Source organism: Epibacterium sp. HA2-3 (assembly GCF_055693725.2).
Genome location: NZ_CM172490.1, coordinates 631160 through 646308, shown reverse-complemented (window position 1 = coordinate 646308; position 15149 = coordinate 631160). Strand labels below are relative to the sequence as shown.

Sequence of the window (15149 nt, the reverse complement as noted above, 5' to 3'; positions counted from 1 at the left end):
ACCACTGGACAGGTAGATTGGCTTGAAACAAATCATCAGATGGAATCGCTTTCGTGTCCTTTGTCGATCGCCGCATTGAAACCCGCCCGAGCAGCGGCGCAGCCCCTTTCGAACTAAACGAGGTCTTTTTCTCGCGTACCGATGAGCGTGGAGTCATTCTGTCCTGCAACTACGTCTTCCAACGGGTTGCACATTACGAATGGGAAGAGATCATCGGAGCGCCCCACAAACTGGTGCGCCATGCCGACACGCCCAAAGGGTTATTCTACCTCTTCTGGGAAATGCTGAAATCCGGAAAAACCGTTGGTGCATATGTAAAGAACAAGTCCAAGGATGGGCTGCACTACTGGGTTTTTGCAACTGTTGTTCCCTGTGGCGACGGCTATCTGTCCGCACGTATAAAGCCAAGCAGCAAGCTTTTTGCCGAGATCCAGACGCTCTACGCCAAGATTGTCAAAGCCGAACAAGAGGGTGATCTATCCGCCGAGGAAAGCGCTCAGATCATGCTCGACTGGGTTCACGAAAAGGGCTTTGACGACTATCAGCATTTTGCATCGCATGCCCTCGCCGAGGAACTCATTTCGCGCGATTTGGGCCTGGGTCGCAAGGTGGATCCGCAGATTTCGGAACTGCGTGAAATGCTGCGCAATGCGGAAAAGCTTCTCGATGAAACCCATGGTCTTGTGAAAGACTTCGAAGCCATGCACACGATTCCGCATAACCTGCGTGTCATCGCCTCCCGGATTGAGCCTTCGGGCGGTCCGGTGACGGTGCTGTCCCAGAACTACGGCGCCATGTCGCGGGAAATGTCGGACTGGTTTGAGCGCAACGTGATGGGCGAAAACACCAACTTTGCCACCGTAAAGCACTCCGTGAACTCCAGCCTCTTCATCGCGGGCATGACCCGAATCCTGATGGAATGCGACACCCAGCTGCAAAAGGAACGGCGTGATCTGGGCGATGTCGACATGGAAGAAGAGCGCCGCCGCCTTGCGGATCTGGTCAAACAACAGGCCGGACACGCCCAGAAAGGCATGGCGGAGGTAGACATCGAAGCCGTGCGGATCATCAATGCGTGCCAGGTCATGCATCGTCACTTTCTGGGCCTGAGCTCCACACGTGTCCTCTGTAAAATCGAGAGCGCGCGCCTGCCCTCCTCTGGCGAAACCCTTTCTGACATTATCGATCAGCTTGGTGCCTTTCAGGAACGCATTTCGGAACGGTTGGAACATATCGCAAAACTCGGAGAGGAAATTCGCTCGCTCGAGGGCGAGTAACTCATGCCCAAAATCGGTCTGCGCTCCCCGCAGGCCCACAGATACCGCAATTGCGGCGGCTCTCTCGAGCTGCCGCTTTTTTTAACCTGATCGTGACAGAGAGGCCCGAGTCAGCCTATCTCTTTGCCATCTCGTAAAAAGTTGGCAATATTCTCTTATGGATAGTTTTCTCTCTCAGGCCTCAATCTACCTCGCCGCCGCCGTGATCGCCGTACCCATCGCCGCCCGGTTGGGTTTGGGGTCGGTGCTCGGATACCTCGCCGCGGGCATCATCATCGGTCCGATCTTGGGTCTTGTCGGGGCGGAAGCCGAGGAACTCCAGCATTTTGCCGAGTTTGGCGTCGTGATGATGCTGTTTCTGATCGGCCTCGAGCTCGACCCGCGCGCGCTCTGGGCGATGCGACACCACTTGATCGGACTCGGTGGGTTACAAATCACCGCTTCAACCGCACTCCTTGCGGGGGCTGCGATCTTTTTTGGCCACCGCTGGCAAGTGGGCCTTGCCGTCGGGCTGGCGCTCTCGCTGTCATCAACAGCCATCGTGCTGCAAACGCTTTCGGAAAAAGGGCTGACGCGCACTGGAGGGGGCAGAGCGACCTTCTCTGTCTTGCTCACCCAGGACATTGCAGTCATTCCGATCCTGGCTCTGCTGCCGCTGTTGGCGACACAACATGCACTATCCCTTTCAGAGGATGGCTCCATCGTGCGCGCAGAAGAAGCGCATGGCGCGGGACACCACTCGCTCTCGCTCGTAGAAGGGCTGCCTGGCTGGGCCGTCACCTTGACGACAATTGGCGCCATCGCCTTCGTGATTCTAGCGGGCGTCTATCTGACCCGTCCGGTGTTTCGTTTCATTCACGCCTCCAACCTGCGCGAGATGTATACGGCACTGGCCCTTCTGATTGTTGTTGGGATTTCCTTCCTGATGACCTTGGTCGGGCTGTCCCCGGCGTTGGGCGCCTTTCTCGCCGGTGTTGTGCTCGCGAACAGCGAGTTCCGCCACGAGCTGGAGAGCGACCTCGAACCCTTCAAAGGGCTCCTGTTGGGGCTATTCTTCATCACCGTCGGAGCAGGTATCAACTATCGCTTGTTCCTGGCCGAGCCCGGGGATGTGATCGGTCTCGCCTTGCTCGTGATTTTCGCAAAGGGCGCGGTTTTGTATTTCGTCGGCAGGGCCTTCGGACTGAGAGGGCGCAATCACTGGCTATTCACCCTCGGGCTGGCGCAGGCCGGTGAATTTGGCTTTGTGCTGCTGGCGTTCTCGCTTCAGCTGAATGTGGTTACGGCCGATCTGTCGGAGAAACTGCTGCTGGTCATCGCGCTGACGATGTTGATCACGCCGCTTTTGTTCATCCTCTACGAAATCCTATCCAAGCGGATGAAGGACGCCCAAGTCGAACATACGCCCGACGAGATTGACGAAGAAGGCACAGTGATCATCGCCGGGATCGGGCGTTTTGGTCAGATCGTGCATCGCCTTGTGAATGCGAGTGGCTTCAAGACCGTTCTTTTGGACAGCGACATGAAGGCGGTACAGCTGATGCGCCGCTTTGGGGTCAAGAGTTTCCTCGGGGATCCAACCCGTCCAGAGCTGCTGAAAGCGGCTGGCATCAGCAAGGCAAAAGTGCTGGTTGTCGCGCTCGACGACCAGGAAAGCGCCACAAAACTCGTGACTTACGCCCGGCGGAACTATCCAGACATCCATATTGTCGCCCGCGCCTATGATCGCAACCATGTGTTTGAGCTTTATAAAGCGGGGGCCAATGATATCGTGCGCGAAATGTTCGACAGCTCGCTGCGGGCCGGTCGTTATGTGCTCGAGAATATCGGACTAAGCGAGTATGAGGCGGCGCAGGCCGAACAGACCTTTTACGCGCATGATCGCCACACCATCCGAGAGCTCGCAGGGCATTGGATTCCGGGCACTCCCGCAAGCGAGAACCCGGCCTATATCAAACGCGCGAGAGAGCTGGAAAAAGACCTGGAAACGGCGCTGCTGTCACTTGCTGAAGACCACATCAAACACCGCGCCTGAGCGCGAGGCTGATCCCCTCTGCGGGGTCAGCCGTCCGATACTCCGGCTTCGGCAAAGGTGGCCATGCCACTATGACAGGCCAGCGCACCTTTGAGCACTTGGATTGCAAGTGCCGCCCCAGAGCCCTCTCCAAGCCGCAGCCCCAGCGACAGCAGCGGTGCCTTGCCCAGTCTCGCCAGCAATGCCTGATGACCGCCCTCAGCGCTTTGATGGCCTGCGACAGCGTGATCCAACGCCTGATCGTGCAGGCGCGCCAGAGAGGCCGCAGCGGCACAGCAGATGAACCCATCCAGAATAACCGGAATGCGCAGCACTCTCGCCGCAGCGATCGCCCCGGCCATTGCTGCGATCTCACGCCCGCCAAGGCAACGCAGAACCTCCAATCCGTCGCGGCTGCCTTGCAGCGCGACCGCCTCGGCGACAACAGCCGTCTTCAGGGCAAGGCCCTCGTCGTCAACGCCGGTGCCCCTGCCCGTCCAATCACCCGGCTCACCGCCATAAAGCGCATGGCAGATCGCAGCCGCAGAGGTCGTGTTCCCGATCCCCATTTCGCCCACCACGAGCACATCGCTCGCCGGATCGACCGCATTCCAGCCAGTGCGCAGCGCGGCCAGCAGGTCTTCCTCGCTCATCGCGGGGCCCTGCGTGAAATCAGCCGTCGGGCGATCCAGCTCCAGCGCATGGACATCCATGCGCGCATCAGCGAGCTGGGCCAACTGGTTGATCGCCGCGCCGCCTGCCTTGAAATTGGCAACCATCTGCACCGTGACCTCGGCCGGAAAGGCCGAGACCCCACGCGCGGTGACGCCATGGTTTCCAGCAAAGACAATGACTTGCGGCGCGCGCACTTCGGGACGCGCCGTTCCACGCCAACTGCCGTACCAGATCGCGATCTCTTCAAGCTGCCCCAGCGCCCCAGGCGGTTTGGTCAATTGCCCGTTCCGGTCCTCGCAGGCCGCGCGCGCGTCAGCATCGGCGCCGGGCGCTTGCGCCAGAGCATTACGGAAATCAGAAAGCGTCGTCAGGTCTGGCAGCATAAAAAGCCTCGTTGCGTCCTACTGCACCGCAAAGGTAAAGCGGTGTTAGGACTGTTTACCGCTCTCGCCCCCTGCCGAGAAGCCCCACCAGAGGCATCGACATGCGAAAAAACGACTTCAAGCCCATTGATTTGCTGCTCGCGCTGGTCTTGTTGACCCGCCTGCCGCTGCCTCACCTCTCCAAAGAGGTTTTTGCACGCCAAGCGGCTGCAGTCTGGGCCTTCCCCCTGGTTGGGGCCGTCGTGGGGGTGGTGTCAATTTTTGCAGGCGCCGTGGCGTTGATCTGGTGTCCGCCCTTCGTGGCCGCCGGAATTGCGCTTGCGACACAGGTTCTTGTGAGCGGCGCCATGCATGAAGACGGTCTCGCGGATACGGCGGATGGGTTCTGGGGCGGCTTTGACCCCAAGCGGCGTCTGGAGATCATGAAGGACAGCCATATTGGCACCTATGGTGTGTTGGCACTGCTCTTTGGATTGGGACTGCGCTGGAGCATTCTGGCCGCACTCTTTGAGGCGGGGGACATCTGGTGCCTGATGGCGCTTGCATCACTGAGCCGCGCAGCGATGCCCGTGATGATGGCCAGCATGCCCAACGCGCGCGGGCGAGGCCTGTCGCAGTCAGTTGGCCGTCCTGCCTGGCCAGCGACCCTTGTGGGGCTCCTGATCGCGCTGGGTGTGGGGTTCCTCAGTACCGGCGGCAGCGTGATCTGGGCGGCACTGGTTCTGGGGCCCTTGCTGCTCGGCTTGCGTCAGCTTGCAATGACAAAAATCGGCGGGCAGACCGGAGACGTTCTGGGCGCCACGCAGCAACTCAGCGAAATCGCACTTGGTCTCACATTGCTCGCGCTTCTCTGAAAGGCCCCTCACCCATCAAAAAAGGCCGCCCAATCGGGCGGCCTTTGATATTGGGATCCGGAAAGATCAGGCAGCGCGGGAGGTCAGGACCTCATCAACCTGCTTGGCCGCCGCGATTTCGTCGCCACCGGACACGGCCGCAACTTCGCGGGTCAGACGTTCGAGCGCGGCTTCATACAACTGACGCTCGGAATAGCTCTGCTCGCGCTGATCATCGGTACGGTGCAGGTCGCGCACCACTTCGGCAATGGAGATCAGATCGCCGGAATTGATCTTCTGTTCGTATTCCTGTGCCCGACGCGACCACATGGCGCGCTTGACCTTGGCCTTGCCTTTCAGCGTCTTCATCGCCTGATTGATCACATCAGGGGAAGACAGCGAACGCATGCCGATGTCGATGGCCTTATGCGTCGGCACGCGCAGGGTCATCTTGTCTTTTTCAAAGGTGATTACGAATAGCTCCAGCTTGTAGCCGGCCACTTCCTGCTCCTCGATCGAAATGATCTGCCCAACGCCATGGGCTGGGTATACAATGAAATCATTGGGGCGGAATTCGAGCTTCTTCGATTTGGTCATACAGGTCTTTCCTCGCGATGACACGGCAATCATGCCGTTTAGGCCACGCCAAAGAGGGCCCATGCGGCATACGGAGTATGCGCGCCGGCTGTCGGTTTGGCGCAGAAAACCCACCAAGAGACCCGTTTTTTCAGGATCATCACGGCAGGCGGTATTCTACGTGTTGCATTACATCCTAAGAATATAGCACAAAAACGTGCCCTCCGAAAGACGGAGCGCACGTCAATCTGACGTCACAGGCCGCGTTTCACGCGAATTTCGCGCTCACAGCGGCGTCTTAACCACCTTCTCCGGGTGCTTCGGAGAAGTATTTCTCGAGCTTGCCCTCTTCGCCATCGCGCTCCTCATGACCCGGCATCGGGTCTTTCTTGGAGACGATAACCGGCCACAGCTCGGCGTACTTACGGTTGAATTCCACCCACTGGTCCATATCCGGCTCTGTGTCCGGACGAATCGCGTCGGCAGGGCATTCCGGCTCACATACGCCGCAATCGATGCATTCATCGGGATGGATCACCAAGGTGTTCTCACCCTCGTAGAAACAGTCAACCGGGCACACCTCGACGCAATCGGTGTACTTGCAGGCAATACAATTGTCCGTAACGACGTAGGTCATCTTGGCTTGGATCCCGTTTCAAGTGTCTGGGGAGTAGCTAATCTACATGGGCAGCGGCTTCAAGCCGTCAATGCCCGTCCCAGACGCGAGTAAGACCAAGCGCCCTGCGCTCTTTCTTATCCGGGCGACCTTTTCCTTCGTATTTGGGATTGGCAGGCGGTTTGTCCTGCTTCTCCGTCATATCAAAGTACAGCGTTTGAGCCTCGGTTGCTGGTCCACGCCGCTCCGAAAGGGAGGTGATGCGCACAACGCGCACCTGATGCCCCTGCGGAAAGGTCAAAACGTCCCCAATGGAGACGTTCTGAGAGGGCTTTGCAGCCTTGGAGCCATTCACGCGGACATGACCTGCGCCGACTTGCTTGGCCGCGAGAGAGCGGGTTTTGAAAAACCGCGCGTGCCACAGCCATTTGTCGACCCGCATCTTGTCCGCGTGATCGCTCATGTCAGGTTCAATCGCCCTGCTTCAGCCCCATGAGAGCTGCGGCAAAGGGATTGTCGGGGTCGATCTGCTTTTCTTTCTTCGGAGGACGCGCAGAGTAGGTCTTGCTCCCCTTGTCGCCGCCGCGATCCGGGCGACCGCCCTTTTTGCCACCGGGCTTACCCTGAGGCTTGCCACCGCGCGGCTTGCCACGTCCGGCACCATCGGCCTTGGGCCCCCGGCCTTCGCCGCGACGCTGGCCACGGCCTGCGTTGCCCTGACGCGTGTTGCGGCCCCAAGTGAAAGTGTAGAACACCTCGATCTCGGGCTCTTCAACGGTTGCGTCCGCTGCAGCACCGACAGCGGTCTCCGCCTCAGCAGTCTCTGCAATCGGCTCGTCCGCAGAGCTCTCGGCGGGCTCGGCTGCCACTGGCGCGACACCCTCGTCCACGATCTCCGAGGTGCCTGCGGGCACATCCGCGGCTGCCTCATCGGGCGTGGTCTCAGCAGGTGCTGCGGCCGGGGTGTTCTCAGCCTCGGCAGCTGCATCCATCACAGGCTGATCCGCTGCAGGCGTTCCGCCTTCGGTCACAACTGCGTCGACCGCCTTGACCTTGGCGCGTTCGCCTTTCTCTGCACGATAGCCGAGACCCTGCATCAGGTCGGCGAACTGCTCAAGCGTCATGCCGGTGATCGACAGCATGTCGGGTTTGGCTTCAAAGCCTCCGCGGCTGTCCTCATTTCGCAGCAGATCGGCCAGGCGTTCCAGCATATCGATGCGAATCATCCGTTGACCCGCCGCACGATAGCCGGCCATCGTGTCATAGCCCTCAGGCGCTTCGGGCATGGACGGCACAGTCACCAGCCCCGGAGGCGGTGCCTCGGGGAATTCCTGCAGGCCGTTCGCCAGCGACCACAACAACAAACGCAGACGCGTCGGAGCGGGCTTCAGCAGGGCGGGCATAAAGATCGTGAACTGGCCAAAGCGGATGCCATGTTTGCGCAGCGCGCCACGCGCATCCTGATCCAGGTCCTTGACTTCCTGCGCCACGCCCGCGCGCGGCAGAATGCCCAGCGCTTCGACCATGCGGAACGCAAACCCACGGGCAAGCCCGGTGAGAGCTTCGTCCTTTTGCAGGGCGATAAGGGGCTCAAAAAGGGCCTGAACTTTGCGCGAGATGAAATGCTGCAGGCGGCGCTCGACCTTCTGGGCCACATCCGGGCCTGCGGTCTCATCGACAAAAACCTCGATCTGCGGGGACAGCGCATCGGCACCGGCAACCAGTTTGCCAACCGCATGCTCACCCCACATCAGGCCACCCTGATCGGTGAAATCAATTTCAGTATCGGGGGCGTTGTAGAACCGGTCCGCGCGCAGGTGATACTGCGGCGCCAGCGCTTGCAAGGACGCAGACTTCAGTGCCTTTGCTTCAGCGCCTTGCGCGGTTTTGTCCGGTGAGAACCGGAAGCCTTCAAGCTTACCGACGAATTCGCCTTCGACGGTCACTTCACCCTTGTCATTTACTTCGGCCAAAAGGGCCTCCTTCTGTTTGAGCCGCCGCAACAAAACGGATGTGCGCCGGTCCACAAATCGTTGCGTCAGACGCGCGTGCAAAGCGTCGGACAACCTGTCTTCTACAGTGCGGGTCTCTTCCCGCCAATGACTTTCGTCACGCAACCAGCCGTTTCGCTGCGCAACATAGGTCCATGTGCGAATAAACGCCAAGCGTTTCGACAATGTGTCAATATCGCCTTCGGTTCGATCAATACGACGAATTTGCCGCGCAAACCAATCATCCGGGACCACGCCACCTTGGTGCAGGTAGCCGTATATGCCACTCAGGAGCGAAGCGTGTTCGGCATGGCTGATGCCCCGAAAGTCCGGAATTCGGCAGACATCCCACAATAGGCGCACAGACGCCGCATCCGTGGCGCGATCCCGAATGGCGCCGTCCTGGGCCAGCGATTTCAGCACCATCAGATCATCGGCCTCGCGCGCTTTCAGCAGAACCTCATGGCTCGGGCTGGCCTCAAGCGAATGGATCAGGGCGTCGATCGAGCCAAAACGTAGATCGGCAGAGCGCCAGTTCAGCTTTTGCAGCGGCGTAAAGCGGTGGTCCATGATCGCCTGCGCCACGCCCTCCTCGAGCGGGCGTGCATCGCCGGTTACACCAAAGCTGCCATGGCTCATCCCGCGCCCCGCGCGTCCGGCGATCTGTGCCAGCTCATTGGGGGCCAGCGGGCGCATCCGGCGGCCGTCGAATTTGGAGGTCGCCGAGAAGGCGACGTGATCGACGTCGAGATTGAGCCCCATGCCAATCGCGTCCGTGGCCACGAGATAATCCACCTCGCCATTTTGGTAGAGCGCGACCTGCGCGTTGCGAGTTCTTGGCGACAGGGCTCCCATTACCACCGCAGCACCGCCTTTTTGACGGCGGATCAGCTCTGCAATGGCATAGACGCTGTCGACGCTGAAGCCCACTATGGCGGTGCGTGGCGGCATGCGGGAGATCTTCTTGGAACCGGCATAGACCAGTTCCGACATTCGCTCGCGACGGACAAATTCAACGCCCGGCACCAGCGCGGCGATTGGCCCGCGCATGGTATCAGCACCCAGAAACAGCGTCTCTTTCATCCCACGCGACCGCAACAGACGGTCCGTAAACACATGACCGCGTTCCGGGTCGGCACAGAGCTGGATTTCGTCGATCGCAAGGAAATCGCAGCCCATACCTTCTGGCATGGCTTCTACGGTGCAGATCCAATACTGCGCCCGGGGCGGGACAATACGCTCTTCGCCGGTGACCAGCGCGACCACCGACGGGCCGCGCAGCTTGACGATCTTGTCATAGACCTCACGCGCAAGCAGCCGCAGCGGAAACCCCATGACCCCGGTTCGATAGCCAAGCATACGATCAGTCGCGTAGTGGGTCTTGCCTGTGTTGGTTGGGCCGAGGACGGCCACAACCCGGGATGCAGTCGTCATTGCATCAGTCTCCACGCGCATTGATCCGTCCACCATAGGACCGATCCGGACATAAATTCAGGGATCGTTGTCATGGCGGGCTGTCTTAGAGAGCCTGCCCCTCCACCTCAGTGGAAAGCCGATCCAGAGCCTTGGTTACTTCCTCGTGATGCGGATGTATAGCCTCGGCTCGCTCATAGGCGGCATAGGCGCGCTCCGGATCGCCAAAGAACTCAAACACCTGCCCGAGGCCGAAGATGGCGTTGAAGTCATTGGGGTTCAAGGCCAAGGCCCGCTCGAGATCAGCAACAGCGGGACCAAAGAGTTCCGCGTCAAAGAAGGCGCGCGCCCGCTCTGACCAGCCCTCGGCAAACTCCGGCGCATGGTCGGTGAGGGCTGTGAAATGCTCGATGGCGGCTTGCCAATCCTGCCGCGCCATGGCCTCGCGCCCCCGGCGCAACAGAAGGTCCATCGCCGCCGAGCCGCTCTTGCTCCACTCGGCCTGCAACTCGCGGGCTATCCGTGCGGCGTCTGCCGGGTCCGCGGCACGCAAACGCTCCAACAGGTCGGCCTCGGTTTGTGGTATGCGATGCGCGTCTTCCTGCGCCATCGAAATTGAAGGCAAACAAGGGATGACGCCAAGAGAGATTGCCGCCACGATAGCTTTGAGATTCGTCCGCGTTTTGCCCATAGTCCAAAGGGTAGCGGCACGGGGCGGAATTACCAGTGCCAGAACAAACGGCTTCACAGTTTTGTGCGAAGGCACGAAACACCACCAAGGAAAGACGACAATGAGCGACACACTGGAACAGGCAGCCGCCAAGCTGAACGAAAAAATGGATGGTGGCTTTGATAGCTCCGCCAAGTTCGAGATCACTGGTATGGGCGCCATCATTCTGGATGCCAATGGCGCACGCGTGGGCGACGAGGACGCAGATGTGACCATGACCGCCGACGCCGAAACCTTTGAAGAAATCCTGTCGGGCGAGTTGAACCCGACCGCAGCTTTCATGGGCGGCAAACTCACCATCGACGGCGATATGGGCGTTGCGATGCAGCTGGCGCAGGCACTGGCCTGACGACAATGAAGGATCAGCCAATGGCAGAAACCGCCCCCGCGCCCTATTTCAGCGAGATTGCGCGCGGCCCGGATCAGGTCGAGGCCCATTGGCTGACCACTCAGGATGGTCAGCGTATCCGCGCAGGCCTCTGGCGTAGCGACGGTCCTTCTGCGGGCACAATCCTGCTGTTTCCCGGTCGCACAGAATACATCGAGAAATATGGTCCCCTGGCCATCGACCTGACAGTTCGGGGTTTTGACGTCCTGACCGTGGACTGGCGCGGACAGGGGCTTGCGGATCGCAGCCTGAGCGATGGCCGCCTCGGGCATGTTGCAGAATTTGGCGCGTTCCAGCTCGACGTGGCGGCGCTGGTGGCGCATGCTGAGGCCCTCGACTTGCCACGCCCGTGGTATCTGTTGGGACATTCCATGGGCGGCGCCATCGGCCTTCGGGCTCTCCACGAGGGTCTGCCGGTTGCGGCCTGCGCCTTCACTGCCCCGATGTGGGCGATCCGCATTCCCTTTGCGCTGCGACCGGCTGCCCGGCTTTTGGCGCGGTTTGGGACGGCGCTGGGTGTGAGCGAGAAGCTGGTGCCCACAACCACCATCGAACAATACGTCCAGGTCACACCCTTTGAGGGCAACACGCTGACAAATGACCCGGAAATGTACGCTTTCTTGCAGATGCAGATGACCCAGCACCCCGAATTGGCCCTCGGGGGGCCGACGGTACAATGGTTGTCTCAGGCCATGCTGGAGTGCGCAGATCTGCGCCCGCGCCCCTCACCTGATGTGCCTTGCGTGACCTTTCTGGGGGAAAACGAACAGATCGTCGCCACAGAGGCCATTCATGATCGCATGGCACGCTGGCCATCAGGCAAGCTCGAGATGATCCCGGACGCCCAGCACGAAATCCTGATGGAAATCCCTCAGACACGCAGGCAGACCTGCGACAGCCTGACGGAGCATTTCAAAAAACACGTCTAGGCCCGGTACAATCACAGACATCCGCGCGGGCTGACCGCAGCTTGGTCGCACGATGTTTCTCCGCTCGTCGCTGGCTCTGTGCTTGTGCCTCGCGCTTGCCCGACCTAAGTGTTTGAAGAACCGATCCACGGGAGCGCGCGCCGCATTTTTTGCTGCGCGCCTGCGCCCAAATTCAGACATCAGACGGAGGTCACATGTTCCAACTCCCTTTCCCTGTGCGCGATGCCAATGCCTCTTCCGGAGCCGGTGATCTTGGCAAATTGCCGGAGTGGGATCTGAGCGATCTCTACGCAGGCGAAGACGCTGCGGAACTTTCCCGCGATCTGGACTGGCTGCAGGGCGAATGCGCTGCCTTTGCCGCCGACTACGAGGGCAAGCTTGCAGAGCTCGACGCCGAGGGGCTTCTGACCTGCGTCCATCGCAACGAAAAAATCAACAATATCGCCGGGCGCATCATGTCCTATGCGGGCCTGCGCTATTACCAGCTGACAACCGACGCGGACCGCGCCAAATTCCTCTCTGACGTGCAGGAAAAAGTCACGGTCTTCACCACGCCGCTGGTGTTCTTCACGCTGGAAATCAACCGCATCGAGGATGCCAAACTCGACGCGCTCTTTGAGGCAAACGCCGATCTGGCGCGCTACAAACCCGTTTTTGACCGGATCCGCGCGATGAAGCCCTATCAGCTCTCGGATGAGCTGGAGCGTTTTATGCACGACCTCGGGATTGTGGGCGATGCCTGGGAAAAGCTCTTTGACGAGACCATCGCAGGGCTGACCTTTGAGATCGAGGGCGAAGAGCTCGGCATCGAGGCGACGCTCAACTTCCTGACCGAGCAGGACCGCAGCAAGCGCGAAGCCGCCGCGCGCGAACTTGCCCGCGTCTTTGCCGACAACATCAAGATCTTTGCCCGCGTTCACAACACGCAGGCCAAAGAGAAAGAGATCATTGACCGCTGGCGCGGCATGCCGAGCCCGCAGATGGGCCGGCACCTCTCGAACGATGTCGAGCCCGAAGTGGTCGAAGCTCTGCGCGAGGCCGTGGTCGCCGCCTACCCCAAGCTTTCGCACCGCTACTATGAGCTCAAACGCAAATGGCTCGGTCTCGAACGCATGCAGGTCTGGGATCGTAACGCGCCTCTGCCGATGGAAACCACCCGCGTGGTGGACTGGGAGGAGGCCCGCGCAACCGTGATGGAGGCCTATGAGGCCTTTGATCCGCGCATGGGCGAGCTGGCGCAGCCGTTTTTCGACAAGGGCTGGATCGACGCAGGTGTCAAACCCGGCAAAGCCCCCGGTGCTTTTGCTCACCCAACGGTGACCAATGTCCATCCGTATGTGATGCTGAACTACCTGGGCAAACCGCGTGACGTGATGACGCTGGCGCATGAACTTGGCCATGGCGTGCACCAGGTTCTTGCCGCGGATCAGGGCGAGATGCTCTCGTCGACCCCCCTGACCCTTGCGGAAACCGCATCGGTCTTTGGCGAGATGCTCACTTTCCGCAAGATGCTCGAAAAGGCCCAGACCAAAGAAGAGCGCAAGGTGCTCTTGGCAGGCAAGGTCGAGGACATGATCAACACGGTCGTGCGCCAGATCGCCTTTTATGACTTTGAGTGCAAACTACACGCCGCACGCGCCGAAGGTGAGCTTACGCCCGAAGACATCAACGCCCTCTGGATGAGTGTGCAAGCGGAGTCCCTGGGCGAGTCCTTTGACTTCATGGAAGGGTATGAGACCTTCTGGGCCTATATTCCGCACTTCGTCCACTCGCCCTTCTACGTCTATGCCTATGCATTTGGCGATGGCCTCGTGAACGCGCTTTACTCGGTCTATGCCGAAGGGGCCGAGGGATTTGAGGACAAGTATTTCGACATGCTCAAGGCTGGCGGGTCCAAACACCACAAAGAGCTTTTGGCACCATTTGGTCTTGATGCCTCTGACCCCAAGTTCTGGGACAAAGGCCTGTCGATGATCTCTGGCCTGATTGACGAGCTTGAGGCAATGGAAGCTTGATCCGGAGTCAGGCTTCTCGGTAATTTGAAATGGCTCCCATTTGGGAGCCATTTTTACATCAGGAACGATTTTCTCATGGCGATTTTAACTTCAAGCGACTCAATTGACGCGATCTTATTTCCAAGCACCTTCATTTCCGGTGGATACATTTTCCCAACGCCTGTCTACAGATATGATGTGACTGACAGCTACATTTCCTACACGCTTGACCAAACGCGCGGCTCGACCGGCTATTACAACATAAACCCGACTGTTCGGATATTCGGGGACAATCTCAGTGTCGACTCGTCTGGGCGTGCGTCAGGCACGATCACCGCGATGGAGTTTCGCTCTTCTAATCGGGGCGAGATCGCACGCATTGAGCAGATCAGCATCAATGCATCCGATTTCACGGACATCATTTTCGCACGGATCTCCGGAGACAATAGTAAGCGCTGTCCCGGCCCCACGTTGTAGCGCCTATCCCGTACTGCGAGATCTTGCACATCTCACAGTGGGGAGTGCGTTTCGCAATGTGCACTACAAATTCGTTTCTCAAATCGTTGGGCGTGGAGATCTACGCGTCGGGTCACCGGCGGTGGCCGGATGAAGCCAAGGCCCGGGCAGTGGCGGATACGCTCGAACCGGGCGCGACAGTGAATGGCGTGGCGGCGCGGTATGGAGTCTTGCCAAACCAGCTGTCGGCCTGGCGCCGGTTGGCGAAGCAGGGGAAGCTGGTGTTGCCAGCAGCGGAGCTGGACGAACCGGTCTTCGCCCCGCTGGTAGTCTGCGATGTGCCGGAGGTGCTGCCGGAACCGGACATGGCGGCACCGAAAGAGGTGATCCGGATCGTCTCAGGCGAAGTCAGGATCGAGCTGGCGCCCGGCACGCCCGCGACCCGGATCGCCGAGATCGCGCATGCGCTCGGGACCTCGCCATGCTGATGCCCTCACAGGGCCTCCGGATTTTGGTTGCGACAAAACCGGTGGACTTCCGCAAAGGCCATGACGGCCTGGCAGCGCTCGTGCAGTCGACGCTTGCCGAGGATCCGTTCACGGGCACGGTCTTCGTGTTCCGGTCGAAGCGCGCCGACCGGTTGAAGATCCTGTTCTGGGACGGCAGCGGACTCGTGATGGCCTACAAACGGCTGGAAGAAAACACCTTCACTTGGCCCGCGATCCGCGATGGGGCAATGACCCTGAACCGGGCGCAGTTCGAGGCCCTGTTTGCCGGTTTGGACTGGCGCAGGGTTCGATCTCTGGAGGTGCGCCGACCGGCTGTGGCAGAGTGACTCAGCCTATTGAATAACCGGGCATTGGCGCCCCGGGCC

At 59.9% G+C, this 15149-nt stretch carries 15 protein-coding genes; 9 read left to right on the top strand and 6 right to left on the bottom strand.

Going from position 1 to position 15149, the window contains the following annotated elements; genetic code table 11:
- Window positions 1-53 precede the first annotated feature (53 nt).
- Together ACZ1HH_RS03050 and ACZ1HH_RS03045 are read left to right on the top strand one after the other, a co-directional pair.
- On the top strand, window positions 54-1277 hold the full coding sequence (locus tag ACZ1HH_RS03050) for a PAS domain-containing protein (protein ID WP_011537927.1): 1224 nt from the start codon (window positions 54-56) through the stop codon (window positions 1275-1277).
- A 157-nt stretch (window positions 1278-1434) separates the two neighbouring features.
- Window positions 1435-3312 (top strand): monovalent cation:proton antiporter-2 (CPA2) family protein, encoded by a 1878-nt coding sequence (locus ACZ1HH_RS03045; protein ID WP_472637282.1) that lies wholly within the window; start codon window positions 1435-1437, stop codon window positions 3310-3312.
- Between the two features lie 26 nt (window positions 3313-3338).
- On the opposite strand, the gene cobT is transcribed toward ACZ1HH_RS03045, so the two are convergent.
- Window positions 3339-4349 carry a nicotinate-nucleotide--dimethylbenzimidazole phosphoribosyltransferase gene (cobT, locus tag ACZ1HH_RS03040; protein WP_472637281.1) on the bottom strand — a complete coding sequence of 337 codons (1011 nt, stop codon included), beginning with the start codon at window positions 4347-4349 and terminating at the stop codon, window positions 3339-3341.
- A gap of 101 nt (window positions 4350-4450) precedes the next feature.
- Here cobT and cobS point away from each other — a divergent pair, with 101 nt between their 5' ends.
- A complete protein-coding gene (gene cobS, locus ACZ1HH_RS03035; RefSeq protein ID WP_472637280.1) occupies window positions 4451-5203 on the top strand; it encodes an adenosylcobinamide-GDP ribazoletransferase in 753 nt (250 codons plus the stop codon).
- A 66-nt stretch (window positions 5204-5269) separates the two neighbouring features.
- Here cobS and ACZ1HH_RS03030 read toward each other — a convergent pair whose 3' ends face one another.
- The 5 genes from ACZ1HH_RS03030 to ACZ1HH_RS03010 all read right to left on the bottom strand — a co-directional run bounded on the left by ACZ1HH_RS03030 (window position 5270) and on the right by ACZ1HH_RS03010 (window position 10469).
- The gene (locus ACZ1HH_RS03030; RefSeq protein ID WP_011537923.1) at window positions 5270-5779 is read right to left on the bottom strand and encodes a CarD family transcriptional regulator; all 510 of its coding nucleotides are present in this window, start codon (window positions 5777-5779) and stop codon (window positions 5270-5272) included.
- A 277-nt stretch (window positions 5780-6056) separates the two neighbouring features.
- Window positions 6057-6395 carry a ferredoxin FdxA gene (gene fdxA / locus ACZ1HH_RS03025; RefSeq protein WP_011537922.1) on the bottom strand — a complete coding sequence of 113 codons (339 nt, stop codon included), beginning with the start codon at window positions 6393-6395 and terminating at the stop codon, window positions 6057-6059.
- Between the two features lie 67 nt (window positions 6396-6462).
- Window positions 6463-6837, bottom strand: coding sequence for an RNA-binding S4 domain-containing protein (locus ACZ1HH_RS03020; protein WP_011537921.1), 375 nt, complete (start codon window positions 6835-6837; stop codon window positions 6463-6465).
- A gap of 7 nt (window positions 6838-6844) precedes the next feature.
- Entirely contained in the window at window positions 6845-9799 is a 2955-nt protein-coding gene (locus ACZ1HH_RS03015) for a helicase-related protein (RefSeq protein WP_472637279.1), read from the bottom strand.
- Window positions 9800-9884: 85 nt separating this feature from the next.
- Window positions 9885-10469 carry a tetratricopeptide repeat protein gene (locus ACZ1HH_RS03010; RefSeq protein WP_487320372.1) on the bottom strand — a complete coding sequence of 195 codons (585 nt, stop codon included), beginning with the start codon at window positions 10467-10469 and terminating at the stop codon, window positions 9885-9887.
- Between the two features lie 100 nt (window positions 10470-10569).
- Between ACZ1HH_RS03010 and ACZ1HH_RS03005 the strand changes: the two genes are divergently transcribed.
- From ACZ1HH_RS03005 to tnpB, 6 genes are all read left to right on the top strand, one after another.
- Entirely contained in the window at window positions 10570-10857 is a 288-nt protein-coding gene (locus ACZ1HH_RS03005; protein ID WP_044026672.1) for an SCP2 sterol-binding domain-containing protein, read from the top strand.
- Window positions 10858-10877: 20 nt separating this feature from the next.
- Window positions 10878-11825 carry an alpha/beta hydrolase gene (locus ACZ1HH_RS03000; RefSeq protein WP_472637277.1) on the top strand — a complete coding sequence of 316 codons (948 nt, stop codon included), beginning with the start codon at window positions 10878-10880 and terminating at the stop codon, window positions 11823-11825.
- Window positions 11826-12019: 194 nt separating this feature from the next.
- On the top strand, window positions 12020-13840 hold the full coding sequence (locus tag ACZ1HH_RS02995; protein ID WP_416367998.1) for a M3 family oligoendopeptidase: 1821 nt from the start codon (window positions 12020-12022) through the stop codon (window positions 13838-13840).
- Between the two features lie 75 nt (window positions 13841-13915).
- A complete protein-coding gene (locus tag ACZ1HH_RS02990) occupies window positions 13916-14296 on the top strand; it encodes a hypothetical protein (RefSeq protein ID WP_487320371.1) in 381 nt (126 codons plus the stop codon).
- A 56-nt stretch (window positions 14297-14352) separates the two neighbouring features.
- Window positions 14353-14763: an IS66-like element accessory protein TnpA gene (gene tnpA / locus ACZ1HH_RS02985; RefSeq protein WP_472635111.1), complete on the top strand. Its 411-nt coding sequence runs from the start codon at window positions 14353-14355 to the stop codon at window positions 14761-14763.
- Window positions 14757-15110 carry an IS66 family insertion sequence element accessory protein TnpB gene (gene tnpB, locus ACZ1HH_RS02980; RefSeq protein ID WP_168595277.1) on the top strand — a complete coding sequence of 118 codons (354 nt, stop codon included), beginning with the start codon at window positions 14757-14759 and terminating at the stop codon, window positions 15108-15110. The genes tnpA and tnpB overlap by 7 nt, the downstream gene beginning before the upstream one ends.
- Window positions 15111-15149: the final 39 nt, after the last annotated feature.